Source organism: Paenibacillus sp. JDR-2, from assembly GCF_000023585.1.
Taxonomy (GTDB): Bacteria; Bacillota; Bacilli; order Paenibacillales; family Paenibacillaceae; genus Pristimantibacillus.
Genome location: NC_012914.1, coordinates 332150 through 357573 on the forward strand (window position 1 = coordinate 332150; position 25424 = coordinate 357573).

A 25424-nucleotide genomic window follows, 5' to 3' on the forward strand; every position below is an offset into this window, starting at 1 on the left:
GATTCCTTATGCCTTACTTGCCGGTCAAAGCCGGAACCGACTTCGGCGCTTCGCGGTGATGCGTCGCTTGCTCGTAAGCATAGCCAAGCTTGATCAGCTCGCCTTCCTCGTAAGGGCGCCCGAGCAGTTCAATGCCAACCGGCAGACCGCTGGATACGTAACCCGCAGGAACGCTAATGGCAGGGAAGCCGGAGAATGGGCTCAGGCGGTTCGCGTTACCGGAGCTGGAACCGGCAGGTCCCGAGGTCGAAGGATACAGGATTGCGTCAAGATTGTTGTCGGCCATCAAGCGAAGCAGCGACTGCTGCGTCGTGCGCGGACGGAACAGCATGATATCCTTGTATTCCTGCGTATCAAGCGACTCGACGTTGTTTCGAGTGGTCAACGTGCTCTTCAGAACCGACAGGAAGTCGGTGCCCGAGTTGATAATGTCCTGCAGGGAATGATAGCGGACCACATTAGGGTCGACAAACCTAGTGTTGGACAAGTAGTCGTTCAGGTTGAATTTGAATTCGTAACCGCTAAGGCTCGGATATTTCAAAATATCGGCGATATTAGGAATATTAACGCCAACTACCGTTGCGCCTTGGTCGCGCATATCCTGGGCAGCTTGATTAAGCAGAGCCAGCACTTCCTGATTGCTGCCTATAACGCTGCTGTCCATGACAAGGCCGATGCGGGCGCCTTTAAGACCGTTCTTATCCAAAAACTTCGTATAGCTGGCCGGCTTTCTGCCTACGCTGCCGGCTGTGGCGATATCGTTCGGATCGTAGCCGCTGACCGCGTCAAGCAGAATGGCCGCGTCGGATACGGTTCTGGCCATCGGTCCGCCTACGTCCTGCGACAGCGCGAGCGGGATGATGCCGTCGCGGCTTGTCAGACCAATCGTTGGACGGATGCCAACAATGCTGTTCCAGGACGAAGGGATGCGAATCGATCCGCCCGTATCGGTGCCGAGACCGGCTACGCCAAGGTTGGCTGCAAGCGATGCGCCCGTTCCGCCGCTGGAGCCGCCCGGGTTTTTGGTCAAATCGTAAGGATTCAACGTTTGTCCGCCCAACGAGCTGTTCGTGTCCGTGTTAATCGCGAATTCGCTCAGGTTGGCCTTGGCCAGGATGATCGCTCCGGCATCCTTCAGCTTCTTGATCATGAAGGCGTCGCTGACCGTCTGGTTGTCCTTCAGGCAGGTACAGCCCGCGCTCGTTGGCATGCCAAGCGTATCGTAGTTATCCTTGACGATGATCGGAATGCCGTGCATGAGACCGCGCGGGCCTTGCTCCTTGCGCTCTTCGTCGAGCGCTTTGGCGGTAGCCAGCGCATCCGGATTAACCGTGATCAGCGAATGAATATCGTCGTCGTATTCATTGATCCGGTCCAGATACATCTGGACGAGTTCCTCGGAGGTCAATTTCCCGGCCGCCATGGCGTTCTGAATGCTCATGATATCGGCTTCCATCAGTTGGAACGGCTGGCCGTTGTCGTAGAGCACTTTTTTGCCTAACGAGGCGAGATCCTGGACATCGATGGTATTGTTTTTGTTGAAATCGCCGTTTGCAACCTTCGTCCAGTTCGGATCGTCCGAGGCAATACCGAAGTATTTGATCAGGACGGAGAGATCGCCCACGTCGATTACGCTGTTATTATTCAGATCACCCTCGGCTGCGCCCGTAATCTGGACGGCAAGCGATTCCTCCGGCGTTTGAACCGTGCTTCCGTCGTCGATTCCAAGCTCAACGGTACCGCTGATTCCGCTAAGATCCGCAGCGGCGTTGGCTTTGAAGGTCAAGGTGAGGAGGGAGCCGGCCGTTGTGAGGCTGCCCGTTGCATCCGTCGTTACGATGGTTACCTTGCCGGATACGGCGTTTACGCCGGCAATGCTCACGGCCGAATTCGCAGACGAAGCGGATAGGTACTCGAACTGAGTCGGGTCGTATTCGAAAATGAATTTGCCTGCGGTTGCATCGCCGGTAGCGCCCGTTAGCGATACGGTTACGTCGAAGGAGTTACCGACCGAGGTAAGGGCAGGGCCGGAGAGCTGGACCAACGCCTTCGGCTCCTGTACTTGGGGCTGCTCCAGTGCGGTTGGCGTGCTTGTGCCGCTGGCATAAGCGCTTGTATCCAGGATCGGGGTGAAAAGAAGCGAGGTGCTTAGCATTACAAGGCTGGCTAATTTCGTAATCGGTTTAATCATGGCGTCCTCCTTGGGTTGGCATAAGCCAGTCTATTAATGTCAAATATAATAACCTAGTAGACAGTTGAGGCAGAGAGAATTAGATTATATATGACATATAAGTTACATAGAATGTTCCCCCTTTGAATCTCTCTATTAATCTATCGCTAATATTAGTTAAGTTGGTTAAGCAAATCAAACGAGATAAAAGCGGAAGAAACCGCTTAAATCCCATGTTTTTAACGTTTTAATCGGTTTTTTGAGGATGACCTCCTTGGAGTGCAAATTATGTAATATAAATGTTAATTTTTATGACACATAGATTTAAGGAATAGAAATAAAAAAGAGGCAATCATAGACCGAAAGGTCTCGACTGCCTCTAAATGTTCTTCTATGGATGAATCTTCAGGGTTAAGCTGTATTTAGACCGTTACTTTGCTTGCCAGGCGCGCGGCTGCTTCTTGGGCTTCTTTTTTCGCTTTTTCCAATACTTCCGCTTTGTCCAGCACGTTTGTGCCTTGCGCGCGGATAATCTGGTAATCTTCGATTCCGAGGAAGTTAAACATCGATTTCAGGTACTTGTGGGAGAATTCGATGTCGGTGTACCAGTCGTTATTCGTGTAGATGCCGCCGCTTCCTTGAATCACAAGCAAGCTCCGGCCGTCGGTCAACAGCCCTACGCTGCCGTTCTCCGTATATTTGAAGGTCTCGCGGGCGATCAAGATGTTATCCATATAATCCTTCAATCGGGAAGGAATATTGAAATTGTGAAGTGGCATGATAATCACATATTTTTTTGCGTTTTTGAATTGCTGCAGGATTTCGTTCATCCTGCCGGTGACGCGTTTTTCTTCATCCGTTAACTCTTCTCCGGAGGCTGATTTAGCCCAAGCTCCTAGTACGGTTCTGTCTAATTCCGGGATTTCTTCACTATAAAGATCGATTTGCTCGATCGATTCATTTGGATTCATCTTGCGGTAATTCTCAATAAAATGATGGCCGACTTGAAGGCTGACAGAAGCAGGGGAATCCACATTAGGGTGTGCATTGATGATAAGCAGCTTTTCCATTCTTTCACTCCTAAATATTTTTTTCATTAATTGGCGACAAAGTTAATCGCCGATTAGGTTTGACTCCAATATACGACTTCCATTCGGCAAAGTCAATTCCATTATTATGGCAAGCCTAAGTTGACAATAGGCGCCGTTATCATTAAATTTATAGTATTTACCCATGCGATAATGGGAGGAGTTATCATGCAGTATAGCGTCGGAGTAGAGTATGCCTTGCATTGTCTGGTTTACTTGATTCCTAATGAATCAACGATTGGCATCAAGGAGCTTGCTTTTTTTCAAGGCATTCCGGAGACCTACTTGTCCAAAATTTTCACAAAGCTAACCAAGGCCGGCATCGTCTCGTCGGTTCCAGGCGTTAAAGGCGGATTCAAGCTTGCGCGCGTTCCGGACGATATTTCCTTTTGGGATGTAGTCGAAGCCGTGGAGGGGAAGAAGCCGATATTCCAGTGTCAGAACATCAAGGATAAAGGCTATCTCTATCGCAATCGCGACTGTTCGGACTGTGCGGCATCCACGGGCTCCTGCTCGATTAATTTAGTAATGCTCGAAGCCGAAGAGACTATGCAGAATTATTTGCGGAATAAGAAATTGTCTTGGCTGGAGGAGGAGCTGGATCGCGTGCTGCCTGCGGAGACACGCAAGCAGACGCGGGAGTTTTTCGCGAAGGGCAGTTCCGTCTGACAAAATATAGCACCGAAACAAACCGGCGTTGCCGCTTGGAATGGCAACGCCGGTTTGTTTCGGTTTTTCATTGGATTTCCAAAAAGGCTTTCAGCCGTTCCAGCTGCAGGAAATGATGCCTGTAATGCATCTCGACTAACAAAAACCACTCTGTTGCGTTTAGTGCGCCAAAGTTGGGATGAGGGACTGTATGTTCTGGTGGCGCTTGATTTAAAGTGGGTTCCGTACTTCTCATTCGTTCCGCAACGTCCTTAAGTCCCGCGATCAGCTGTTCCTTATTGTCCGGCTGCTGAGGCGTATACTGCGGAGATGCCGGTACCCGGATCCGAATGGGCGGGAAGCTTCCAAGCTCAAAGACAGCTTTGCCGTTCTCCGTTTTGACGCCAGTGCCAACCAACACCGCTTCGCTTCCCGCAATGCATTGATCCACGTTGCGCAGATGCATGTATTGAGCAGACCGGATCAAATGGACAACCATTTGCCCAACCGACCAATCTTCCTCGCTTGGCTTAGCAAGTAACTGTTCTAAGCTGAATTGGCCCAGTTCATCTATATACCGTTCAACCGATTTCTCAAATGCCTGCAAAGCTTCCGTTGTGTTTCTCATCTTACCAACACTCCTTCAATATTTCGGATAATCCCACTATAAAAGAACGCTACTGACAACAGTGTGTCAGTAGCGTTTTAACATTTTTTCGGCTTCTTCCCGAACACGACAGCGCAAGGACTCCGGTTCCATGACCTCAACGTCTCCGCCCCAGCTGAGGATAAGAGGAAGAATTTCCTCCGGCGCCCGAACGCGAAAATGTACCCAGAGACCGTCAGTGCGTTCCTCTGCCGATTCGATATAGAAGTTGCCGGTCTCCGCGATTTTGTCGGCGATCTCGGGGTTGGCCCGAATCCATATATGCTCCTTGCGGTCATCCTGCGGACGGTAACGATTTAAGTTGAACCCATGCGGCATCGCAAACGGCGTGTCGAGCACCGCAAGCTCCGTCATTCGCGACAACCGGAAATGGCGGATATCCTGGCGCAGTCCGCAATGCCCGATCAGCATCCAATTGCCCTGGGCAAAAGCCAATCCGTACGGAGCTACTTCGCGGGTACTGTTCCGGTTGCCGTCTGCTTCCGGGGTCTTTTTCTTATACGAAAAGCTTATTTTACGACGCTCCAGGATGGCTCGCCGCACTTGTCCGAGAATGTCCTTTTCCCTTAAGCCTGTTCTTGGTTCTCCGGCATTCAGGAGCCGCATCGTTTCCCGGACGCGTGTCGATTCCTCCCGTACAGTCTCCGGGAGGATCGCTTCAATTTTGCTCTTCGCAGCCTTCGCTACTCTAGCGTAATCGCCGTCCAGCCGCTGCTCGATAAAGTCAGCGCCCATCAGCAGGGCTACCGCTTCCTCAGCCGAGAATCCGATGGGCGGCAGAAAATAGCCTTCCATCAGGGAATAGCCATGTCCGGGAGCGCCAAAGATGGGAACGCCCATTTCGCTTAAGGCTTGAATGTCCCGATAGATGGTCCGCACGCTCGTCTCGTATAAGGAGGCTAAATCCTCCGCTCTTATTACCTTGCTCCGCTGCAGCTCAAGCATGATGGCTAGCTGCCGGTCGGTTTTGTTCATTTTTGCTTCCTCCGGTACACTATTGAATTCCCGCAACACCAAAGGTGCTGTTTATAACTCTTTTATAATGATCCCACTGGAAGTGAAACGGGCCGATATCAATCTTTTTCATGTCAGGCTCAAGGAAAAAATCCTTCCAGGTGACGATGTTATTTTCTCTATCGACTTTTACGGAAATAAAACCGCAACCTTCATCGCCACACCAATAGCATACCATGACAGGATACCTGTACCACATGGTTTCATGCGGCCTCCGAAGCAGGAAATAATCAATCATTTCTCTCTGGCAATCCTGACTCATCCAGCCGAGGGAAGGGACCATATCATAGGTTTTCAGCATCTGAAAGAGCGATCTCCCATCAATGATGAGATCCGCAAATCGAGTATTCTTTTCTCCATCGGCAATCGCCACGAAATCTGAACGGCTTGCGGATTTCATCTCTATGCGGTTTATTTTCATCTTACGACTCCTCGCTACTGGATTCCATGTTCTTACAAGTTTACGGGATGAACCACGCTTACTCAACTTTCCTTCTCTTGCGCCCTCAAGAAATGAAGAAAAACTTTCATAACGTAAAAAATAATAGTTTTTTACTAAAACTCTACATAGCCGTAACATGCTTCTTACAATCGGGCACTATCATCTAACTCGAGAGACAAACAAAGATGAGGACGTGGAGAGCCCATCTACTAGGAGGAAGTTATCCTTATGTTCATTTCGAAGAAAAAAACAGCTTTAGTCCTGCTTACGGCAGCATCCGCCATGACGATCATGTCGGCCTGCGGCCAAGACAACAAGAGCTCGAATACACTCTCGGATGCGGTGCCATCAGACGCGCCGGCAAGTACAAATGCAAATGCCACGGTGCCTTCCGCCGACCCATCCGCTGCACCGGCAGCCGAATCGGTTGATGAATTGTACGCCAAAGCGAAGGAAGAAGGCAAGCTGATCGTATATTCCACCTCCGGACGCGCGAACGACGCGGCGGAGACTTTTATGAAGCAATACCCGGGCATCAAGGTTGAAGTCAGCAAGGTGAAGTCCGACGAGATGATGGATAAGGTGACGAAGGAGCAGGATGCGGGGCAATTCAACCCGGACGTTATCCTGACGAAGGAAGTCAGCGGAGCCGTTGAGGAAGAGATGGTGATGACGGGCCGCTATATCAAATACCTGCCGGAGGATATCGCGCCGATGGTCGACGAGCCTTACCGCACGCAGGCGGAAGCTTATGCGAACTACGTGGAGTTCCGGACTCTTTTCTACAATAAATCTACATACGCGGAAGCGCCCGTAACGAACTGGTGGGATCTGACGACTCCGGAGTTCAAGGGCAAAGTTTACACGGCCGACCCGCTCAGCTCCCCGGCGTTTATGGATCTGTTCACGACTATGGTCATCAACAGCGACGACATGGCGGCGGCTTACAAGGAGAAGTTCGGCAAAGATATCGTACTTAACGGCACGGACAATGCAGGTTACGAATTCATCCAAGAGCTGTTCGACAACGGCCTTATCGTGTTAAAAGGCAGCGACGACGTCCTCGACGCCATCGGCAAAGCCAAAAGTGAAGCGCTTGGCCTAGCGGTATCGGGCGACGTATCGAAGAACGAGGAGAAGGGCTGGACGATCGCTCCGATCTACGATATTAAGCCGAAAACATCGGTTCCGGATTCCGGGTACTTTTTCATCGCGAACAAAGCTCCTCATGAAGCAGCCGCTAAGCTATTCATCCGTTGGATGATGGGCGAGAAGGACGGCTCAGGCGAAGGTCTTGCTCCGTTCAACGAAGTGGGCTCGTGGGTACCGCGTTCCGACGTGAAGACGAAAAACGATATTTCCTTCGAAGAGCTGAACCTGTGGCTGTTCGACGGCGATGCTCTGTACAAGACCGCACCGAAAGTGCGCGACTTCTGGATTAAGCAAAAATAACGCGGCAAGGTGGAGAGAGAATTGGCGAACAAAATGGCTCTAACCGTGAGAAGCACGCGGTTCTATAACGGGATGTTGAACGGGCTGAGGAGCCCTATTCATCTGATCGGGCTGGCGGCCTTGCTCTTCCTGGCGTATACGATCGCATGGCCGGTCCTAAAAATCCTGTATACGACCTTCTTATGGAGGCAGCAGGATGTCCGTCTGACGGGAGAAGCGAACCCGGGACATTTCACGCTGTACCATTGGACCCGCGTGCTGGCGAGCGATATAAGCATGAATTTGTTTTACAAGCCGATTCTTAATTCGCTTGGCGTTGGATTTGCCGTCTCGGCGCTGTCGATGCTGATCGGGTGCGGGTTGGCATGGCTGGTCGTGCGGACGAATGTACCTTGGAAAAAAACGATCGCGTTCCTGGCGGTCATCCCGTATCTGCTGCCGTCCTGGATTATCTCGCAGGCATGGCTCACTTTCTTCAAAAACGGCAAAATCGGCGGGACGCCCGGCATTATGGAGGCGCTCCTGCATGTGTCTCCGCCGGACTGGCTGTCCTACGGCTTTGTGCCAATCGTAGTGTCCCTGTCGATTCACGACAGCGTGTTCTTCTTCCTCATTGTGGGGGCGGCGCTTAGCTCGATGAACAGCCAGCTGGAAGAGGCGGCATCCGTGACGGGTGCGGCTCGGTGGACGATTTTGCGGCGGATTGTGTTTCCGCTCGTGATGCCATCGATTTTGTCCGGTTTTATTCTGATTTTCACCAAGGCAATCAGCTCCTATGGGGTTCCGGCCTTGCTCGGTACGCCCGTGAACTTCTATATGATCTCGACGATGCTCTATTCCAGCATGCGCTCGAGGCTGACGACCGAAGCCAATGTGCTTAGCTTAACGCTGATGCTGATCTCCATGCTTACGATTTATCTGAATCAACGGGTAGTGGGGCGGAGGAAAAGCTTCGTTACCGTAACGGGTAAAGACAGCGCCAAAACGCTGACCTCCCTTGGACGCTGGAGATATCCGGCGGCGGGGACGGCGGCGGCTGTGATGATCCTGATCTCCGTGGTGCCGCTGCTTGTGCTGCTGTTCCAATCTTTTATGCTGAAGGAAGGCGTCTATTCGCTCAGCAACTTCACCACGCATTACTGGTGGGGCGGCTCCGATCCGAACATTAACACCGGTGAGAAGGGCGTCCTGCAAAACGATATTTTTATGCTCGCGCTCAAAAACTCCCTGTACATCGCGGGAGTCGCCTCCGTCATAGCGGCGGTGATCGGGCTTATCTTGGGCTATGTTGTCGCAAGGGGCAGGCAGTCGTGGATCGGGCGGATGGTGGATCAGGTCTCTTTCCTGCCGTATCTCATTCCGGGCATCTCGCTTGCCGCGATCTATATCTCGATGTTTGCGAAGCCAACCTTAATCATTCCGGCTCTGTACGGGACGATTACGTTGCTCATATTAATTACCGTCGTAAAAGAACTGCCGTTCACCGTCAAAGCGGGCAGCGCCTCGATGATGCAGATCGGCAAGGAGCTGGAGGAAGCGGCGCAGATCAGCGGGGCTTCGTGGCTTACGCGGTTCCGAAGGATCCTGCTGCCGCTTAACCGAAAAAGCTTAATGTCGGCGTTTCTCCTCGTGTTTATCGGGGCGATGAAGGAGATGGAGCTTATCATTCTGCTGATCACGCCGCGCACGGAGACGCTGACGACCATTACCTTCTATTATGCCGAGAAGGGTTATGAGCAGCTGACGAACGTCATCCTGATGATCATTATCGCGATCGTCATTACGGTATATTTCCTCGCGGTTAAGTTCGGCAAGGCCGATCTGACGCAAGGGATTGGAGGGCAATAACCATGAACGCAATCGAGCTGCAGGGCATCCACGTTGTTTTGGATGGGAAGCAGGTTCTTAACGATATTAAATTAACGATTAAGCAGGGGGACTTCATGACTTTCCTCGGGCCATCCGGCTGCGGCAAAACCACGCTGCTCCGCACCATCGCCGGCCTGCAAAAGGCCGACGCCGGAACTATCACGATCAGCGGACGCGAAGTCGCAAACGGCGAGACACGGTTCCATATGGAGCCGTCGAAGCGCAGGCTGAGCCTGGTCTTCCAGAGCTATGCGTTGTGGCCGCATATGACTGTATACGAAAATGTCGCCTTTGGCCTTCAAGTCCGGAAGCTGGCGAAGGCGGTTGTGCGGGAGAAAGTCGAGGCGGCGCTAGGCAAAATGCGCATCGCCGAGCTTGCCGGCCGCTACCCAAGCGAGCTGTCCGGCGGACAACAGCAGCGCGTCGCCATCGCCCGCGCTATCGTCACCGAGCCGGATATTCTCCTGCTCGATGAGCCGCTGTCGAACCTCGATGCCAAGCTGCGCGTCGAGATGCGCGCCGAGCTGAAGCGGCTCCATCAGGAACTGAACACAACGGTCATCTACGTCACGCATGACCAGCATGAGGCGATGACGTTGTCGACGCAGGTCGCGGTCTTTTTCGGCGGGCAGATTGTCCAGTTGGATAAACCTCGGGAGCTCTATAAGCGTCCAAAAACGCTTCAAGTCGCCGAGTTTATCGGAAGCGCGGGGATGCAGATGAACCGGCTGGAGGGAGTTGTGCGTACAGATGAGGAAGGACTAAGCTGGCTGGAGACGCCAGTGGTGTTGATTCCTCTTGCTACGGGTGAGAATTACTCCAAACCTCCTCAACTCACCAGTGATGTCAGCCTCCCCCATCCTTCACACCTCGCGGGAGGCGTAAGCATGGACGAAGGACAGGAAGTGGTGCTTACCGTCAGGCCGGAAGATATCCGGCTGTACGAGGAACGCCGTCCGGGGAGTATCGCGATGTCGGTGTCAGCGGTATTCCCGTCCGGCGCGGAGACGCTTGTCCAGATGGACGCCGCAGGCATGTCCTTAATGGCCCGTGTCATCGGCGAATCCGAATACGAGCCAGGCACCACCTTATACGCGGTACTTCGCCAGGAGCAGATGAATGCTTACGATAAGAAGACAGGTATCCGAATGGAATTACAATATGCGAATCACAACAACGAACCGGGGGAATCCACTCATGAAGATCGACTTTCATATTCACGTTAAACTTTCGAAGAAAACCAATTTTGAAATCGAGCATTTTAATAGCATGATCAATGAAGCGAAGGCCCAAGGCCTTAACGCGATTACGTTGACCGAGCATTTCAACACGCACCGCTTCGAGGACGTATACGGCACGCTCGATAAGATGTATCCTTGCAACAATCACTATTACAATGTCGACGGATTCAAGCTGTTCACCGGCATGGAGGTTGACGTAGCCGAAGGCGGCCATATCCTCGTCAGCGGTCCAAAGGATAAGCTGCTCGAAGTACGCGCCGTGCTGGAGGATCACCTGACTGCGGATCGTTTTATCGGGTTGGAGCGCTTGTTTGAGTTGTGCCACCCGCGCGGTCTGATGGTCATCGGCGGACATCCGTTCCGCGAATCCAATCATCTCTACCATATCGACAAGGAGCTGCTCAAGCGGTTCGATGCGTTTGACCTGAACGGCAAAGACCTGCATGAGATCGGCATCCAGGAAAATATCGCGAAGGTCCTGACGCTTGGCGCGGAGCTAGGAGTTCCGGTTATCGCGGGAAGCGACGCGCACCAGATGTTCCAGGTGGGCTGCGTATATAACCAGTTCGAAGGAGATTTCGAGACCGTAGCCGAGCTGAGGGAAGCGATCCGTGACGGAGCGTACAAGCGCGTGATCTCGCCTAGTCTCGATCTGCAGGTGCGTGCGGCAAATTACGTGAAGAAGCTGCTGAAGAAGAAAGTCGAAGTTGTAGTTTAACAGGGTGCAGACGGGGGAGAATCTTAGCTATGATGCAATTTGAACATGCAAAGCTCACTCGCGGTCACCAAAGGATCGCGGATTATATAAGCAAGAACATGGACGATGTCCCGTTTATGATAGAAGAAGATATCGCAGCGGCATGCGGCGTGAGCGTCTCCACCGTCTCTCGCTTCTGGGCCGAGGTCGGCTCGAAGAACCTGAAGGAATTCAAGCAGCGCGTCAAAGACGAGGTGCTGCTTTCTCCTGCTCGGAAGCTGCAGTCTGCTTTTGATAAGGTTGGCGGAGATAGCGGTGCTGCCGCAAATGTACTGAGCGTAGCAGACTACCTGCAACAGTCCGCTGATCGTATCGATCAGGCGGCTTTTGATGCTGCGGCGGCGATGCTAGCAGGAGCGGGAACCGTACATATCTACGGTCCCGGTTCTGCTGAATGCTTAACCGCGTTAATGGACTTCCGTCTCTCGCGCTTCGGTGCCGACGTTCGCCGCCTGGACCGCGGCGGGCATGAGCTATTCGAGAGCATGGTGCCGATCCGTCCGGAGGACGTCATCGTCATCTTCGGCTTCGTCTCCGAATCCCCTGAGATGGCCGTGTTATTGGATTTCGCTCGTGAACGCGGCTGCCGTACGCTACTCATCACCGACCTTGCCGTCAGCCCCATGCTCGCCAAAGCCGACATCTCCCTCTTCACCGCCCGCGGCCAGCTCTGGGAGTTCCACTCGATGGTAGCTCCGATCGCTGTCATCGAAGCGCTGATCGTCGCAGTGGGGAAAGAGTGGGAGCAAGCTGCGCTTGCTGGGAGCGAGGAGCTGCATCGGTTGAGAAGGAAGTATGCGAAGTTGTTGCCGAAGCGGGTTTGAAATAGAGATATTTATTTATTAAAACGCCAGAAAAAGTTGGCGTTTTTTTATATTTTTGAAAAAGGGAATAAAGCTATATTCATTAATAAAATGGAGATAAATTTAATAAGTAAATCATTTAAATAATGCGTTATACAGACTCTAAATTAGAAAGTGAAAAATAAAATGAGTTTTAAAGTATGGATAGTTCTTTTGCTCTATTTATGGTATTTTTAAATTAGATGAATTTGGTAGATATGGGGATGATGGAAATGAATCAAATTTTCCTTCCGGAACTAAAAAGAATTGAGATTAAGAATTTTTCTTTATATAAGAAGGATATACATTTTGAATTTATTCATGGAGTAAATTTGATAGTTGGAGGAAACGGAGTTGGAAAAACAACTTTTATTAATTTAATTAAGTATGGATTAATAGGTTTATACAAAAAAGAACTGGATGTTAGAACTTACAAAAGTGAAAAGAGGCTTGTCAGGGAACAATACTCACAATTCTACTTTAAAAATAGAATGTATGATGAGGAATTGTATAAGAATGAAGATGCTGAAGTAATTCTAACCTTTAACATTAATAAGACTCAATTTGTAGTAACTAGAGGATTAAATGAAATAATTTTAAAAAAAGTTATAGTGATAGAAAACAATAGTAGTTTTGAATTAGATGGTATACCAATTAGACAAGATAAGTATGAAAAGCTAGACGAGGATGATAGAAAGAATTTTTTGCAGGGTAGATATGAGGAATTAGTTTCAAGTAAATCAAATATTAATGATTTTAATGATTTAATCTTTTTTGTGAATCAAATTCTTTTTTTTGATGAAGATAGAAAAACAATTATTTGGGAGCCATTAATTCAAGAAAGACTCTCAAGCAAGTATTTCAATGATCCAAGATTGGATGAAGAATTTCAAGAAGCAAAAAGACAAGCGAAGTATCATGATAGTATTTCGAGGCACAAATCTGAGGATATACGGGCAATCAGTAAAATCGTTAAGAGATTAGAAGGGGAAACTAATGATACCCAAATAAATGGACTAAATGAAATAAATAAACTGAAGAAAAAATTGGATAAGGCAAATGAGTTATTAAATGATATTCAAACAGAAAGAAAGGGTTATGAAATAAAAATAAGCATTTGCGTTAATCAACGTGTAAATCATAATAGAAAAGCCAAAGAATTAGAGAAACAAATTAAAGAAGAGGAGTCAAGTTTATATCGTAAAATTTGGGGAACAAGGAATCCAAATTATAATATCTATTATGATAATCTAAAGATGCTTCACTTATGCCCTATGTGTAATCAAAATGTTACAGAAGAGCATCTAACTGAAGAAAATGAATGTTTTTTATGCCATCAAAGTATTACGACAGAAGTGGAAATTCCTACAAATGTAAAAGAAATGAAATTAGAACTTGAAAAACTACTTTTACTATCTCAAAGTTGTGAGAAAGAAATATATAATTTAGAAAATGAGTTACGTAAGATGGACAGTGAATACAATAAACTAAAAAGAGAGGTTTTTGAACTTCAATCAAAGGTAAGGGAACTAGATCATAAGATGTATAGTAATAATGAAAGGTCAGATGAATCTTTCACATATACAGCAATGATGGCTGAATTGGATGAATTAGAGAGAGAAAAGCAAGAAAATGTGCAACTGAGCGATAAGTATAATCACTTAGCTGATGAAATAATTCAGAGAATTGAAAGTAATTTGTCGGATATTACTAAAGAATTATCTGGGATATTTTCTGATTTTGCGGGTGATTTTTTAGGAGTAGACTGTAGACTGACTTTTGATAACTTAATTAAAAAAGAAGTGAAAATGTACATTCCGGTTATTGGGGATAAAGTACGATTAGATCCGTTAGAGTTATCAGAATCGCAAAGATTCTTTACTGATCAAGCATTTAGGATGAGCTTGCTAAATTATTTCTATACAACACCTTCATTTTTTGTTTGTGAGACTCCTGATAGTAGTTTGGATGTTTCATACGAAGCAAACGCAGCACAAATTTTCTTGAAATACTTGCAACAACCGAATACTCTAATTGTTACTTCCAACCTCAATAATAGTGAGTTTCTTGATTTAATTATTCAGCGATCAACTCAAATAAGTTTTTTGAATTTACTTGAATATGGAAAACCCTCAATTATACAAAAAAATAGTGATATATTATTAGGGATTTCAAAAAGAATTGAGGAGAAGATAAATGCAAAAAAAACCTATTGAGCTAATATTCCGTGTTAATGGAGACGTAACCTCTATATTATCTTCAGGAGAGGAAATCGGGTGGGACTCAATTAGTGAATATTCCATACATAGAATATTATATATTTCCTCGGTTTTATATAGGTTTAGGTTTGAAGAATTATCTTTTAATCCATTTGAGGAAGACTATGACTTCTCTGTGTCTTTAAGGGGGCCTTACTCTGATATCGTCCCTTACTCTTTGAAATATCTACAAGCTAATAAATATATATTTATTAATGAAAAGGGAGAGTATTTACTTTCAACAAGAGAACTTCCTGATATGAGCCTAATGCCTAACTATCAAGAAAGAAGTTCATGGTTAGAAGCAGTAATTTATATATTGGGCATTTATGGAGAAGAAAAAATATATGATTTTGTATTTAGGGATCCACAATATCAAGATAATTTGCAAAGGAACTCGATAAAGGAAATTAACATTAAAGAAGGAAATAAAACGGAACTTACTTTGATGAAGATGAAGGATGCTTTTGAGAAAACCCTGGGCAAAGCTGCTTTAGAGCTTAATAATAAAAGATATTTAGACATGTATTTTGAATATGTTTTCAGTAAAATACTTCGAGGTGAAACAGAATAATGCAACAGTTTAATTTTGATTCTCCCGACTTTTTAAAGGAAATTGGTTCTCGTGCTAATGATATTTTGCTTCACGCAAGAAACCAAATATTAAATCACCCGAAATTTAGAATATTAAAGGCGCAGTATTTTGATAAGTTATGGCAGAATAGAATTAATAAGGGACAACTATTCACTCTTATACTAAGAGAGGAATATTTAGATACAATAAGCTTTAAGAAAATAAGTAAAGATTACCAGACAAATATGTTCCAGGTTTCTAGAGACAATAATGTAATAGAAGTAGATGATTTATTGCAAGTTGTTAATGCCAAAACTATTAATTTCAAAACTTCTACTGAGGCTAAGAAATATTTTAAAGATTGTTCACGAGATGGTTATATTGTAGTTTTTCTTGGACAGGTAGGGCTTGATATTTTTATTAAAGGTGAGAATACAGGTGAGAATAATTTCTTTTATTGTACAGAAGATCTCACTAGATTTGCTGAAAAGAAGGATATTTCTCAAATAAATGAGGTAATTAGAAGTTACCAGAATTCACACTTAACAAACCAGAGTGAGTATATGGTCTTTTTTGCTGATAATAGTACATTAAGGCGGATCGATGAGTCTTTGGTAAGAAGAAATATCCTTAAAAACAAGCCCGAGAAATATATGAGAGACCATCTAAGAAATTATCTAAATGATAGAATGAAACATACTTTTTTAATAGAAACTGAGTTATCCGGAAGTAAAAGAGAATTAGATATATATACAGAAGTAAATGGTGAATTTTACTTTTTTGAGATAAAGTGGATTGGTCAATCAATAAGTGATTGTGGTACAAAGTTAACTAACCCATACGGTGATGCAAGAGCTCGAGAAGGTGTAACGCAGACTTTAGAATATATTGAAGAGATATTAGACACTATGAGTATTAATGTGAGGACCGGATATTTAGTCATATTTGATGCTAGAGATGTGTCGGAAGACATTGACTATCAACAACTTCAATTTGTTTCCCCAGGGTTAAAAAAATACATGCAATTGTTTGAAATAATTCCGCAAATAAAATTAAATAAACGTCATCCAGCGTAAAGTCCGGGTTTCCGGACTTTTTATAATTTCTAATAATAGTGGCTATTCCGGATAGTAATTTATTTTGGTACAATTAAAGGAAAGATAGATGTATTGAGGACGGGAACTAACATGAAAACATATAGATCAGTGAAGATCAAGGATTGGTCAACTGAATACAAGGGATTTGTAAGTGCAAATAAAAATAAAAAAAAGTCTGTAAATAGGTGGTACCCCATACTTGAAGGATTCTCAAATAGTTTTGTTGAATCGGTTATCAATGAACAATGTAAAACTAATAATTTAATCTGCCTTGATCCGTTTGCAGGTGGGGGAACAACTCCTTTAGTAGCACAAGAATTAGGTGTCAAATGTTATTCTTTTGAAGTTAGTCCCTTTATGAGTCAAGTTTGTAGGGCTAAATTAAGAAATGATTATAAGTCTGCAGAATTTGTTGGTGTTGTTGAATTGTTGAAAAGTAAATTGCTAGAGGATGGGTTTACAAATGATTATCGAATTGAATTGAAAACAATATCCAAAAAAAAAACGCTAGATAAATGGTTGTTTCACAAAACTGCGTTGACATCCTTACTGAATATACGTAAAGCTATTGAGATTTCCACAGCCGATTTTCCTGTATATTATGATATCTTAAATGTTGCATTGGGATCAATATTGCTACAATTTAGCAATGTTTATAGAGATGGAAAGGCTGTGAAGTATAAAGCTAATTGGAGGACAAAATATTATAAAACGAAGCAGATATATAATGCCTATATTGAAAAGTGTTTAGGAAGTGTTCTCTTAGATATTCAGCAGATAGAAGCTTCGTCCAGTATTAATAAACAAATAAATAATCAAAATTATTTTATTAATGGTGACTGTAGGGATCTGGTCGGTGAACTAAATGACAATGAACTTGATCTTGTGATCACATCTCCTCCTTATTTAAATTCTAGAGATTATACAGATTCACATATGATTGAACTGTGGCTGTTAGGGCATGTTCATAACTATAGTGATGTTAGAGCGCTGAGACAAAAAACTATGCGTTCGCATGTTCAAGTAACCTGGGGTGAAATTCCAAAGCCTACTAGCAAAATTTTAGAGGAATGTCTTTTTGAGATTATGAAATTTCAAAAAAAGTTTTGGAATAGAAATATTCCAAGTATGATTGTTGGTTATTTTAAGGACATCGAGGAACTGCTAAGCGCACTTAGGGTAAAGATGAAAACAAAGGGGAAATTATATATAAACGTCGCTAACTCCTCTTATTATGGAGTCATTATTGAAACTGACCGAATAATAGAAGAGATTGCTACTAATCTAGGTTATTCTGTATTAGAAATACGTTTAGCACGAAAAATTAAAACAAGTAGTCAACAGTATGAAGAGGTTAAATGGTTACGTGAGTCAGTGATTATTCTTGAAAATAGTAAGTAATTTGTATAAAGCAGCACCTATGCATCTGTTTTAGAGGCAGTAGGTGCTGTGTTTTTAATTCGGTTACTTATAAATTATATAAGTGGTAAAATTTTATTATGGTAACTATTTGAATATGAGGTGCTTCCCAATGAAACAAGGTCTCTACGAACAGCTCATCAACAACGTAACCTTACAGCAGCTAACTTCACTGGACACCTCTGCTTTTGACATTGGCAAAGAAGCTCTCGATCCAGAGGAAGCACGAAAGCTGCTTTCTAACTATATCGCTACCGTTACACGCCGAGCATTGAAGGCTGTGCGAGAAAACTCCGACACCGACGAAGAAGCAGTACTAGCCCAGGTTCGGGCTTGTAACGACATTATCTCCACCCTCAAAAACGCATTAGACCAGCAAGACTATGAAGAGTTGCAGCTCGCTGAACAAGGGGAAGTGTTGACCTATGTTTATGCGAAGCTCAACTCTATTCGTGCTGTTAAGGAAGAGAAGGTGCTACGCCCGACGACTCCACTCTCCCAAAGTTCACTCTTCACAGGCTCCCACGCTGAGCCGAACATGCTCAGTGAACTAAAGCATGAGATCCTCACTTCGGATCGAATCGAGTTCTTGGTTTCCTTCATCAAGTGGAGCGGTCTTCGTTGTATGATTGAGCAACTCGAGCAGTTTACGGCTCGAGGTGGACAACTGCGGGTTATCACAACTACATACATGGAAGCAACGGACTACAAAGCCATTATGGAGCTTAGCAAGCTGCCCAATACGGAGATCAAAATCTCCTACGACTCTACTCGGACGAGGCTTCATGCAAAAGCCTATGTTTTTAAACGGGACACCGGCTTTACGACGGCCTATGTAGGCTCTTCTAACCTGTCCAATCCAGCGTTAACCAGTGGCCTCGAGTGGAATCTAAAAGTAACAGAGAAAGACTCCTACGACGTTCTCAAGAAGATCGAAGCAACCTTCGAGAGCTATTGGAATGACCGAGAGTTTTCCGAATTCTCAGGAGACAACCCTGCCCATGAGGAGCAACTCAAACAAGCTTTAGGCAAAAATTACTCCAAAGACCAAGCTCAAGACGCGATGTTCTTCAAGTTCAGTATTCAACCTTATGATTATCAGAAGGAGATTCTTGAGAAGCTAGAGGCGGAACGGACGTTATACGGCAGGCATAAGAATTTGCTTGTGGCTGCGACTGGCGTTGGGAAAACGGTCATTTCAGCTTTTGACTATCGCCGATTTGCTCAGCGGAACCCGCAACGTGCAAGACTCCTATTCGTGGCTCATCGCGAAGAGATTCTGAAGCAGAGCTTGGACACGTTTCGTTTTATCCTGAAGGATCTGAACTTTGGTGAACTTCATGTTGGCGGCAATCAGGCGAAGTCGCTTGAACATCTTTTTATAAGCATTCAGAGCTTGAATTCAATGAAGCTTACGGAAATCACTACTCCGGATTACTACGACTTCATTATCGTGGACGAATTCCACCATGCTGCTGCACCTTCTTATCAGAAGCTGCTCGCTCATTACGAGCCTCAGATCCTGCTTGGCTTAACGGCTACGCCTGAGCGGATGGATGGCAAGGATGTGCTTCGCTATTTCGACGATACGATTGCGGCTGAGATCCGACTGACTGATGCTATCGATCGGAAGCTGTTATGTCCTTTTCAGTATTTTGGGGTGAGTGATCATGTGGATCTCTCGCAGGTGAAGTGGACAAGACGGGGATACGACCAGTCCGAGTTGGAAAATCTGTTTACGAACAACAAAATCCGGGCGACGCAAATCCTCAATAGCTTGAGGAAGTATGTGACCGATCTGGATGAGGTCAAGGGGCTCGGATTCTGCGTTGGCGTTGAGCATGCACTCTATATGGCCAAGGTATTTAATGAAGCAGGCATTCCTTCGATTTCCTTGCATGGCGGCTCCAGCGATGAGGATCGGGATCAAGTGAAGGGCAGGCTAGCTCGCGGCGAGATCAAAATGGTCTTTGTTGTTGATCTGTACAACGAAGGCGTGGATATTCCAGAGGTGAATACGGTGCTGTTCCTTCGCCCAACGGAGAGCTTGACCGTGTTCCTGCAGCAATTGGGCCGGGGACTTCGCTTAGCCGAGGGAAAAGAGTGCCTGACCGTCCTTGATTTTATCGGACAAGCTCACAAGGATTATAACTTCCACGACAAACTGCGGGCGCTGCTCGGCAAAACCAAGCATTCCGTCCAGCACTATGTGGAGCATGGTTTTTCGAGTCTGCCTAGAGGCAGCTTTATTCAGCTGGAGAAGGTCGCTCGCGACTACATCCTGCGGAATCTGAAGCAAGCGACCAATAATCGTCGCAGTCTCATTCATAAGATGAAGTATTTTGAAGGCGATTCGGGGCAAAAGCTTACCATCACCAATTTCCTGCGCTATCACGGACTTAGTATTCAGGAGTTATATGGTGGCCGAACAGGTAACCGTACGTTCCGTGGCCTAATGGTGGAGGCAGAGCTTCTTGAGTCATTCCAGTTCGAAAACGGGGATTATTTAACGAAGCGAATTCCAGCGCTCCTATGCCTTAATTCCCGGAGATTGCTGAGATTCCTCATTGGTTATCTCTCGGGTGAAAAACAAGTAAGTACCGAAGAAGAGCAGTTAATGCTGAATCTTTTCTATTATACGTTTTACCGATCTGAGCCTAAGAGAAATGGTTTCGATAGCATTGGGCATGGCATTCGTTCTATCGTGGCCTGTCCGCAGTTCCGTGAAGAGCTGCTGGAGATTCTGCAATATAACGAGTCGCATATTAGCTTCGTGGATGAGTCGAATGCCTTCCCTTATGCTTGTCCGCTCGATGTGCATTGCAGCTATTCGACGGATCAGGTGCTGGCCGCGTTTGGTTATTGGGATGAGACGAAGTCGCCGGCCTTTCGCGAGGGAGTAAAATATTTCGACGATAAAGAAACGGATATTTTCTTCATCACGTTAAATAAGTCGGATAAAGATTTTTCGCCGTCTACGCTTTATGAGGACTATGCGATTAACGAGCGGTTGTTCCATTGGCAAACGCAGAGTCGTACGTCTGAAGAGTCGAAAACCGCGCAAAGATATATTCATCATCGTCAGCTCGGAACTCGTATTGCTTTGTTTGTTCGGGAGTACAAGGAAGAGAATAACTACACTTCTCCGTTTATTTTCCTAGGCGAAGTGGAGTACGTCAGACATGAAGGCAATAAGCCGATGAGCTTTGTGTGGAGGCTCAAGACAGAAATGCCGCCAGCCCTCGTGCCAGCGGCGAATAAAGCGATTGTTTAGGACGTGAATAACATGATCGAGGTTGCGGCAGCTATTATTGAGAATGGACAAGGACAGATATTGATCGCAAGAAGGAAGCAAGGGAAGTCTCAAGCGGGGATGTGGGAGTTTCCCGGTGGCAAGATTGAAGCGGGTGAGACGGCCGAGGCTTGCCTTAAAAGAGAATTGCTCGAGGAAATGCATATCGAGATTAACCCATATGCTTATTTTGGCGTTAATGATCATCACTATGGAGCAACTCACATTAGGCTAATTGCTTATAAATCGACTTTCGTAAGTGGTGAGATCATGCTGGTCGATCATGATGAGTACCGTTGGAGCACCTCTGCCGAGCTCGGGGAGTTTACGTTTGCTCCGGCAGATATACTTTTTGTAGAGATGCTGGAAGCAGGGAAGCAGCATGGAGGTTAATGAGCTTAAACAAAGAATCGCGAACCTGTCCATCTGGAAAAAGAACGGGCAACGCGCTCCGCATAAGCCATTGTTAATCCTGTTAAGCTTAGCGGAGTTCCAACAGCAGCATACCGTTTTGCCTTACGAGGTGGTAAGAGAGAAGCTGAAGAAGCTGCTTGTTGAGTTTGGTCCGGCGAGGAATAAGGTGTAGAAAGTTTACTCTACACGCTCAAACAGAATTTTGGAGGTACGATTAGTCTGTTGACAAATGTCAGCAGGCTTTTTTGTTTGTCAGTGAGGTTCTTTATTACGTGAATATTAATCAATAAAGTAATTTTCTATTAAAAATTTCCATTAATTAGCAGATAGGTATTTTTGAATACAAATTATGGGGGAATTAACATGAAAGACAATTTCAAAGGTCTATTTGCAGGTTTGTTAGTGGGGACAATGGTTACGGGGGGGGGACTATTTATGCTGCTAATACCAAGAGCATTCAAGTTACTTTCGACAATTTAAAATTTATGGTAGACGGGGTACAAAAGAAGTCTTCATCAGGACAACCGTTCTTCTACCAGGGAACAACTTATGTGCCATTGCGATTTGCAGCGGAAGCTACCGGGAAAGATATTCAATATGACAGCAAGAACAAAACTATCTGGATCGGAAAAAAAGTAGGAAGTTTTAAATATTTATCTGAAATGGATTATGCTCGAGCAGAAGGAATTGCAACAAAGATGGATACTTCAGGCTTTTATCAACAGTTCTTTATTAATCAGTGGAATGATACTTGGAATAACAAAAAAGGACCATTAAAGATAGCTGGCAAAGAGTATCTTCACGGTTTTGCAGCAGATCTAGGTCGTGTTTATTCGGAAGAAACTGCAATTCTTTATTATAATTTAGATGGCAAATATACTAAACTAACGGGATTTGCCGGTATTGATGACGTTTCTAAAAATTCAGCAAGTAAAGGCTATTTGACCATCTATGGAGACGACACAGAGTTGTATAGAAGCAATGGATTGGTAGGGGGAGATTACGCGGTTCCTGTAGATATTAATATATCGGGAGTTGCAAAACTTAAAATTGAGTTCAGCATTGATGAAACAGATGGTGATTCTATAGCAGTAGACTTCGTTGAAGCAAAAATAACTCAATAAGTCAGAGTTAGCTTCTCTAACTAGGAAGTATTAGTTTCTGAAATAATATGTTGTTAGTTATCAATACGTTAGCAAAAAAATGTCACGCGAATCAGAATATCTGATCCGCGTGACATTTTCTGGTTTGTATGAGTTTTGTGGTTTATTTGCTCAAGTTAGTATGTTATTATGACTGTGATATCCAATGTATTTGTATACTAACTTCACTGACTCTTGAAAGCGAATACATAGCCACTCATCCATTAATAAAAGGGGGCTACGATCATGCAAAAAATCATTCGACTACGCTGTGAGTACAATTACAACCCCATTGGCATACAAACAACTCAGCCTCGCTTCAGCTGGGAGCTTGAATCCTCCAAACGCAATTGCAACCAAACTGCCTATCAGATCATCGTATCCAATAGTGAAAAGGATACGTTCTCCGGAATCGGCGCTCTGTGGGATTCAGGCAAAGTCGAATCTGCCGAGACCTTTCATATTGAGTATACTGGCAGCCCACTCGCTAGCGGGCAACGCTGTTACTGGACGGTCAAGTGTTGGGATCAGGATGGAACGCTATACGAAGCTGAAGAGTCTGCTTTTTTCGAGATGGGAATTCTTAACTCGGACGAATGGACTGCACAGTGGATAGGAGCAGACGAGACGATTGCATCACCGTTATTCAGAACCTCCTTCCACATACATAAACCAATTAAGCAGGCGTCCATAGCAGTGTCGGGACTGGGCTATTTTGAGCTATATATGAACGGCGAACGAGTAGGTGATCATGTCCTGGTTCCGAACTGGACGGATTATGATGATCGCAAGATCGAAGGGCTGCTCTATTCTTTCGACGATCAGACTTCCAAGAGGGTCCATTATCTTCAATACGCTGTGACGGACCATGTTCGGCAGGGTGAGAACGCGATTGGAGTGATTCTTGGGAACGGCTTCTACAATCAGACCGAGAGAACAATTGAAGGAAAAATGCGATATGGCGCTCCAAAGTTAATATTGCAGATGGCTCTAACCTACGAGGATGGTACGGTAGATTACATCCGCAGTGATGAAGGCTGGAAATGCAGCTCCGGACCAATTGTATTCAATAATGTCTTCTACGGAGAAATCTATGATGCGAGGCTGGAGCAGCCGGGGTGGGATGACTACGGTTTTGATGATTCGACCTGGGAACAAGCCCGCTTGGTTCGTTCTCCGAAGGGCCAGCTGACGGCTCAGATGTCTCCTCCGGATAAAAAGATCAGCACGCTCAAACCAATCTCCCGTGCCGAGCCCAAGCCTCACATCTACATTTTCGATTTCGGTCAAAACTTTTCCGGTTGGGTGCGCATTCGTATGCAAGGGGAGGCCGGGCAGCAGGTTACGCTAAGGTTTGCGGAAAACCTCGCTCCAGATGGCGGGCTGGATACGCTAAGCTGCGGTGGTAACGACCAAATTCAATCCGATACTTACATCATGAAAGGCGAAGGTATAGAGCAATACGAACCCCGATTTGTCTGGCATGGTTTTCGTTATGTGGAGGTCACCGGATATCCCGGAGTACCAGACCTAACGGATCTCGAAGGCATCGTTGTTCATGTTTCGGTAGAATCAACCGGCGAGTTCACCTGTTCTGACCCGTTACTCAATCAAGTGCAGAGCGCTTATCGCTGGTCGCAGCTTACGAATATGCATGGCGGCGTGCCAAGCGATTGTCCGCATCGTGAACGACTCGGATACACAGGGGATGGGCACTTGACTGCGGAGGCGGCGAGTTACAACTTTGATATGGCTGCTTTTTATGCGAAGTGGATTGGTGACATCAGCGATTCGCAGAACAAGCAGACGGGTTTTGTGCCGCATACGGCTCCGTTCAACGGGGGTGGAGGTGGAGTCGCTTGGGGATCCGCGTATATCATCATGCCGTGGACGATGTACCGTTTGTATGGAGATCGTCGTCTGCTTGCTGAGCATTATGATGGGATGAAAAGCTGGATCAGCTATCTAAGTACGCGTAATCGCGGAGGATATCTAGTTGAATTCGAAGAACCGGACAGCTGGTTTCTGGGAGATTGGTGTATCCCTGGAGCGAATGAGCTTCCTCCCACTCTAGTGAGCACGTTCTACTATGCCTATACGGTAAGGATGATGTCCGAAATCGCCGGAGTGCTTGGTCATAACGAGGATGGCAAGCAGTATGCGGAACTGTTTGATCTTATTTGTGCAGCATTTATCGAGGCGTTTTTCGATCCCGAAACCGCCACTTACTCCATAGGTCGGCAAGGTGCGGATCTGTTCCCGCTTGTTCTGGGATGCGTTCCAGAAGGTTACGAGGATCATGTGTGGGAGCGGGTGCTGAGGCATTACCGTGATGATCTAGGCGGGCATTTGGATACCGGTATATTCGGAACCTTCTTCTTGTTTGAGCTGCTGAGTGAGCGGGGGGAGACGGATCTAGCGTTAAAGATGGTCGCGGCAAAAGACTACCCCGGCTACGGCTACATGATCGAAAATGGCGCCACCACCCTGTGGGAATCCTGGGATGGACATGACTCCCATAATCATCCGATGTTCGGAAGTGTTAGTTCCTGGTTCTACAAGCATGTTGCTGGATTAGCTCAGCATCCGGATTCCGTTGCGTTCGATCAGGCTGTCTTTAAACCGTTCCAAGCTGCGAGTTTAAACCACGCGTCCGCATCGGTCCATACGATTCGGGGTCAATATGCTATTCGCTGGTCCAGAGAAGATAGCAGTAGCTGGGCCTGTGAGATCCAGATCCCGCCAAACTGCACGGCAGAAGTCCATTTTCCGTTAAAAAACCGCAATGCCCTTATCTCATCCATCTTCGAGCAAGGATGCAACCGAAACATATGGCCGTCATCTGATACAGACGAATCTCCGGACACGATCCAGTGGAGTACGGAACCGAACGATATCGTCGTCACATTAGGTTCAGGTCAATACGAATTCCTGGTGACCATTAATCCCGAGTAAAATAACGCCTGAGCCAATCCTCATTGGTCCAGGCTTTTTTAATGGGAACGTTTTGCTAAATCCAATTAATCCAGCCCGCATCT

Annotated in this window: 19 protein-coding genes and 1 pseudogene; 15 read left to right on the plus strand and 5 right to left on the minus strand. The window is 46.0% G+C overall.

Annotated features, from left to right (window positions below; translation table 11 throughout):
• Positions 1-13: 13 nt before the first annotated feature.
• Together PJDR2_RS01555 and PJDR2_RS01560 are read right to left on the minus strand one after the other, a co-directional pair.
• Entirely contained in the window at positions 14-2191 is a 2178-nt protein-coding gene (locus PJDR2_RS01555; RefSeq protein WP_265525096.1) for an amidase family protein, read from the minus strand.
• Positions 2192-2592: 401 nt separating this feature from the next.
• Positions 2593-3240, minus strand: coding sequence for an FMN-dependent NADH-azoreductase (locus PJDR2_RS01560; RefSeq protein WP_012772281.1), 648 nt, complete (start codon positions 3238-3240; stop codon positions 2593-2595).
• 186 nt (positions 3241-3426) lie between these two features.
• Here PJDR2_RS01560 and PJDR2_RS01565 point away from each other — a divergent pair, with 186 nt between their 5' ends.
• On the plus strand, positions 3427-3927 hold the full coding sequence (locus tag PJDR2_RS01565; protein WP_012772282.1) for an Rrf2 family transcriptional regulator: 501 nt from the start codon (positions 3427-3429) through the stop codon (positions 3925-3927).
• 67 nt (positions 3928-3994) lie between these two features.
• Here the strand turns inward: PJDR2_RS01565 and PJDR2_RS01570 are convergent, their stop codons facing one another.
• The 3 genes from PJDR2_RS01570 to PJDR2_RS01580 all read right to left on the minus strand — a co-directional run bounded on the left by PJDR2_RS01570 (position 3995) and on the right by PJDR2_RS01580 (position 6008).
• Positions 3995-4534 (minus strand): DinB family protein, encoded by a 540-nt coding sequence (locus PJDR2_RS01570; RefSeq protein ID WP_012772283.1) that lies wholly within the window; start codon positions 4532-4534, stop codon positions 3995-3997.
• Positions 4535-4600: 66 nt separating this feature from the next.
• Positions 4601-5548 (minus strand): helix-turn-helix transcriptional regulator, encoded by a 948-nt coding sequence (locus PJDR2_RS01575; RefSeq protein ID WP_012772284.1) that lies wholly within the window; start codon positions 5546-5548, stop codon positions 4601-4603.
• A 19-nt stretch (positions 5549-5567) separates the two neighbouring features.
• Positions 5568-6008: a hypothetical protein gene (locus PJDR2_RS01580; protein ID WP_012772285.1), complete on the minus strand. Its 441-nt coding sequence runs from the start codon at positions 6006-6008 to the stop codon at positions 5568-5570.
• Between the two features lie 249 nt (positions 6009-6257).
• Between PJDR2_RS01580 and PJDR2_RS01585 the strand changes: the two genes are divergently transcribed.
• The 14 genes and pseudogenes from PJDR2_RS01585 (at position 6258) to PJDR2_RS01650 (ending at position 25341) form a co-directional block, all read left to right on the plus strand.
• Entirely contained in the window at positions 6258-7481 is a 1224-nt protein-coding gene (locus tag PJDR2_RS01585; protein WP_012772286.1) for an ABC transporter substrate-binding protein, read from the plus strand.
• A gap of 21 nt (positions 7482-7502) precedes the next feature.
• The gene (locus PJDR2_RS01590) at positions 7503-9329 is read left to right on the plus strand and encodes an ABC transporter permease (RefSeq protein ID WP_012772287.1); all 1827 of its coding nucleotides are present in this window, start codon (positions 7503-7505) and stop codon (positions 9327-9329) included.
• Positions 9330-9331: 2 nt separating this feature from the next.
• Positions 9332-10576: an ABC transporter ATP-binding protein gene (locus tag PJDR2_RS01595; RefSeq protein WP_012772288.1), complete on the plus strand. Its 1245-nt coding sequence runs from the start codon at positions 9332-9334 to the stop codon at positions 10574-10576.
• Complete coding sequence (locus tag PJDR2_RS01600) at positions 10548-11309, plus strand: PHP-associated domain-containing protein (RefSeq protein ID WP_012772289.1); 762 nt, start codon at positions 10548-10550, stop codon at positions 11307-11309. Before PJDR2_RS01595 ends, PJDR2_RS01600 begins: the two co-directional genes overlap by 29 nt.
• Positions 11310-11338: 29 nt before the next feature.
• Complete coding sequence (locus PJDR2_RS01605) at positions 11339-12172, plus strand: MurR/RpiR family transcriptional regulator (protein WP_012772290.1); 834 nt, start codon at positions 11339-11341, stop codon at positions 12170-12172.
• Between the two features lie 251 nt (positions 12173-12423).
• Positions 12424-14406, plus strand: a complete 1983-nt coding sequence (locus PJDR2_RS01610) for an AAA family ATPase (RefSeq protein WP_041613248.1) — start codon at positions 12424-12426, stop codon at positions 14404-14406.
• Positions 14387-15022 (plus strand): hypothetical protein, encoded by a 636-nt coding sequence (locus PJDR2_RS01615; RefSeq protein WP_012772292.1) that lies wholly within the window; start codon positions 14387-14389, stop codon positions 15020-15022. The genes PJDR2_RS01610 and PJDR2_RS01615 overlap by 20 nt, the downstream gene beginning before the upstream one ends.
• Entirely contained in the window at positions 15022-16098 is a 1077-nt protein-coding gene (locus tag PJDR2_RS01620) for a hypothetical protein (protein ID WP_012772293.1), read from the plus strand. The genes PJDR2_RS01615 and PJDR2_RS01620 overlap by 1 nt, the downstream gene beginning before the upstream one ends.
• A 111-nt stretch (positions 16099-16209) precedes the next feature.
• Positions 16210-17520, plus strand: coding sequence for a hypothetical protein (locus PJDR2_RS01625; protein WP_012772294.1), 1311 nt, complete (start codon positions 16210-16212; stop codon positions 17518-17520).
• A 130-nt stretch (positions 17521-17650) separates the two neighbouring features.
• A complete protein-coding gene (locus PJDR2_RS01630) occupies positions 17651-20812 on the plus strand; it encodes a DUF3427 domain-containing protein (protein WP_012772295.1) in 3162 nt (1053 codons plus the stop codon).
• 12 nt (positions 20813-20824) lie between these two features.
• Positions 20825-21223, plus strand: coding sequence for an 8-oxo-dGTP diphosphatase MutT (mutT, locus tag PJDR2_RS01635; RefSeq protein WP_012772296.1), 399 nt, complete (start codon positions 20825-20827; stop codon positions 21221-21223).
• Positions 21213-21404 (plus strand): annotated as a pseudogene (locus PJDR2_RS01640) (restriction endonuclease); the annotation flags it as partial. The gene mutT and the pseudogene PJDR2_RS01640, both read left to right, overlap by 11 nt.
• A gap of 325 nt (positions 21405-21729) precedes the next feature.
• Complete coding sequence (locus PJDR2_RS01645) at positions 21730-22368, plus strand: NPCBM/NEW2 domain-containing protein (RefSeq protein WP_041613249.1); 639 nt, start codon at positions 21730-21732, stop codon at positions 22366-22368.
• 591 nt (positions 22369-22959) lie between these two features.
• Positions 22960-25341, plus strand: a complete 2382-nt coding sequence (locus tag PJDR2_RS01650; protein WP_190276175.1) for an alpha-L-rhamnosidase — start codon at positions 22960-22962, stop codon at positions 25339-25341.
• The last annotated feature ends 83 nt before the right edge of the window (positions 25342-25424 follow it).

What these genes read in the sequence shown, in the direction of transcription:
- PJDR2_RS01565 (WP_012772282.1), top strand. Translation starts at nt 3,427, where the DNA reads ATGCAGTATAGCGTCGGAGTAGAGTATGCCTTGCATTGTCTGGTTTAC.
- PJDR2_RS01625 (WP_012772294.1), top strand. Translation starts at nt 16,210, where the DNA reads ATGAAAACATATAGATCAGTGAAGATCAAGGATTGGTCAACTGAATAC.
- PJDR2_RS01620 (WP_012772293.1), top strand. Translation starts at nt 15,022, where the DNA reads ATGCAACAGTTTAATTTTGATTCTCCCGACTTTTTAAAGGAAATTGGT.
- PJDR2_RS01595 (WP_012772288.1), top strand. Translation starts at nt 9,332, where the DNA reads ATGAACGCAATCGAGCTGCAGGGCATCCACGTTGTTTTGGATGGGAAG.
- PJDR2_RS01570 (WP_012772283.1), bottom strand. Translation starts at nt 4,534, where the DNA reads ATGAGAAACACAACGGAAGCTTTGCAGGCATTTGAGAAATCGGTTGAA.
- PJDR2_RS01600 (WP_012772289.1), top strand. Translation starts at nt 10,548, where the DNA reads ATGAAGATCGACTTTCATATTCACGTTAAACTTTCGAAGAAAACCAAT.
- PJDR2_RS01555 (WP_265525096.1), bottom strand. Translation starts at nt 2,191, where the DNA reads ATGATTAAACCGATTACGAAATTAGCCAGCCTTGTAATGCTAAGCACC.
- PJDR2_RS01615 (WP_012772292.1), top strand. Translation starts at nt 14,387, where the DNA reads ATGCAAAAAAAACCTATTGAGCTAATATTCCGTGTTAATGGAGACGTA.
- mutT (WP_012772296.1), top strand. Translation starts at nt 20,825, where the DNA reads ATGATCGAGGTTGCGGCAGCTATTATTGAGAATGGACAAGGACAGATA.
- PJDR2_RS01610 (WP_041613248.1), top strand. Translation starts at nt 12,424, where the DNA reads ATGAATCAAATTTTCCTTCCGGAACTAAAAAGAATTGAGATTAAGAAT.
- PJDR2_RS01585 (WP_012772286.1), top strand. Translation starts at nt 6,258, where the DNA reads ATGTTCATTTCGAAGAAAAAAACAGCTTTAGTCCTGCTTACGGCAGCA.
- PJDR2_RS01605 (WP_012772290.1), top strand. Translation starts at nt 11,339, where the DNA reads ATGATGCAATTTGAACATGCAAAGCTCACTCGCGGTCACCAAAGGATC.
- PJDR2_RS01630 (WP_012772295.1), top strand. Translation starts at nt 17,651, where the DNA reads ATGAAACAAGGTCTCTACGAACAGCTCATCAACAACGTAACCTTACAG.
- PJDR2_RS01650 (WP_190276175.1), top strand. Translation starts at nt 22,960, where the DNA reads ATGGGAATTCTTAACTCGGACGAATGGACTGCACAGTGGATAGGAGCA.
- PJDR2_RS01575 (WP_012772284.1), bottom strand. Translation starts at nt 5,548, where the DNA reads ATGAACAAAACCGACCGGCAGCTAGCCATCATGCTTGAGCTGCAGCGG.
- PJDR2_RS01560 (WP_012772281.1), bottom strand. Translation starts at nt 3,240, where the DNA reads ATGGAAAAGCTGCTTATCATCAATGCACACCCTAATGTGGATTCCCCT.
- PJDR2_RS01580 (WP_012772285.1), bottom strand. Translation starts at nt 6,008, where the DNA reads ATGAAAATAAACCGCATAGAGATGAAATCCGCAAGCCGTTCAGATTTC.
- PJDR2_RS01645 (WP_041613249.1), top strand. Translation starts at nt 21,730, where the DNA reads ATGGTAGACGGGGTACAAAAGAAGTCTTCATCAGGACAACCGTTCTTC.